Source organism: Aeromonas sp. PS2Canimalfood6 (assembly GCF_048276795.1).
Lineage (GTDB): Bacteria > Pseudomonadota > Gammaproteobacteria > Enterobacterales > Aeromonadaceae > Aeromonas > Aeromonas caviae.
Genome location: NZ_JBLUXC010000120.1, coordinates 1 through 1,846 on the forward strand (window position 1 = coordinate 1; position 1,846 = coordinate 1,846).

The window sequence follows — 1,846 nt, forward strand, 5'->3', positions numbered from 1 at the left end:
CCGGTTTAATCATCGTTTTGACCTCAAGAGCATGTTGGTTGAATTGGGGCATGCAGTCGTGGCAAGCCCTCCGATGCCATATCGGCTCTTGAAGCTGGCTGAGGGTCATGGGTAATCAGGAATCTATATGTAACTCAATAAGGCAGTTATACGGTGCAGAGTCCTTTATAAAGAGGTATCCTAAGCGAATTTTTGTAAATAAAGAGTGTTCGACACCATTCCCCATTGAATTTGATGTTGAAACGGCAAATATATATCTTATCGCAGTTACTAAAAATAGTGTTGAGCCTGCATCGGAATATTTCGGCCAATCTGACCATGGATGTTTAGGGACATTAGTACAATGCTATAATGGCCTTTCCGTTATGCAGAACAAGCCTTTTCATATATCTGATTACCATCCTGAAAAAACCTTTGTACATATTTTTGATGAACATGGATTGCAACTGGTCATGTCTGAATTAGATACAATGCATGATTTTGTTTCATATTTAGATGCGAAGCAAAAATATATTAGGGATGGAGTTGTTGGCTGTATTGTAGGAGAGGAGGAATTTCTCGCTTTATACATTACACACAAAGACCCAATGGTGAGTGTGGTTGGTGCAATGCCATTAGAGGAGCCAAATAGTATTATTGTTGAAGGCCATTGGGAAAATTATCAAGGGTCTTTCAGAAAGGAATTACTTGATGCATATAAAAAAGGTAGCGAAAGTTGGGACGATATTATTAATCATCTTTCGCAACATATATTATCTGCTAGTGTTGGGCTAGGTGCTGATCTTGAGTTTTCTACTCATGAAAAAGCGATAAAATATTTAGCATCTGAAAACAGGGTGTCGCGATATTTTTTAAGTAAAGCACTAAATGAAAAATTTCATCTTGTTCCGAAAAATGTGAGAAGTGCAAGACTAGCTACATCCCCTCTTTATCAGAGGAATATGTATATATTTTTATTTTATCCTAAAAAAGACGAGGAGTCTTATGAAGAGTATCGCGAGGCACGACAAAATTCTATGCATGCCTATGCATTTGTGGCTAAATATAAATATCCAAAATGTAATAACTTCATTGTTTTTGCAACAGAGCCGAAAGGGAATAATTTTCGCTCAGAAGATATAATTGTTTTTGAATATCAAGAAGAACTGTCATTTGAAATGAGAAATAAAGCAAGAATGGTTATGGAAAAAGACAACATACTTAATGATATGACAGCAGTTAAAGATGACTCAAATAAAGGGTACGATGTAGGAAGAAATAGTGCATGCCCATGCGGATCAGGTAAGAAGTATAAAAAATGCTGCTTATAAACTCTCGTATATTGGGCTCCGTAGGCTCAGCACCAACCTACCCGTTACATAAGTTGTGGCTGAACAAAGCGAAACCCAACGTTTACCGCGAACTCTCTTTTTCCTGCCCCTTATCTCCAGCCCTTCTCCTCCTTTTTTAATCAACGGGAGAAGGGAGCAATGCCGTTACCGCCGTCCGATTACGCTTCGCTAATCGAACCTACGTGGCTGTCACCTCGATTATTTGATTCGTCCAGACAGGGGCGCTTGCTTGCTCCTCCCCCTGCCAAGGGGGAGGCGGGGAGGGGGTCATGGCACCATCCGTCAGCCGGCACGGCAAACCTCGGCCCTCCCCTTGCAAAGGGGAGGGGGCAAAGCAGATGGCTCACCGGCTACTTGGCATAGTGGCATCACTCGAACCGTCCCCCTTGGGTTAGATCCGACATTCCGCACCTGATTTAGGAATAAATTTGCCGATAGCGCTCACCCAATACCTCCAAAATGATCTGCTGGTCTCCTGTTAGCTCCGTTACTTGTGGCGGAGCTTCTCCCAGTCG

1 protein-coding gene and 1 pseudogene are annotated in these 1,846 nt (G+C 42.0%); both read left to right on the plus strand.

Annotation, left to right across the window (positions count from 1 at the left end; all coding sequences use genetic code 11):
• A pseudogene (locus tag ACNPAA_RS20780) lies at positions 1-115 on the plus strand (IS1595 family transposase); the annotation flags it as partial.
• Positions 108-1,310, plus strand: coding sequence for an SEC-C metal-binding domain-containing protein (locus ACNPAA_RS20785; protein WP_417891985.1), 1,203 nt, complete (start codon positions 108-110; stop codon positions 1,308-1,310). The pseudogene ACNPAA_RS20780 and the gene ACNPAA_RS20785, both read left to right, overlap by 8 nt.
• The last annotated feature ends 536 nt before the right edge of the window (positions 1,311-1,846 follow it).

What these genes read in the sequence shown, in the direction of transcription:
- ACNPAA_RS20785 (WP_417891985.1), top strand. Translation starts at nt 108, where the DNA reads ATGGGTAATCAGGAATCTATATGTAACTCAATAAGGCAGTTATACGGT.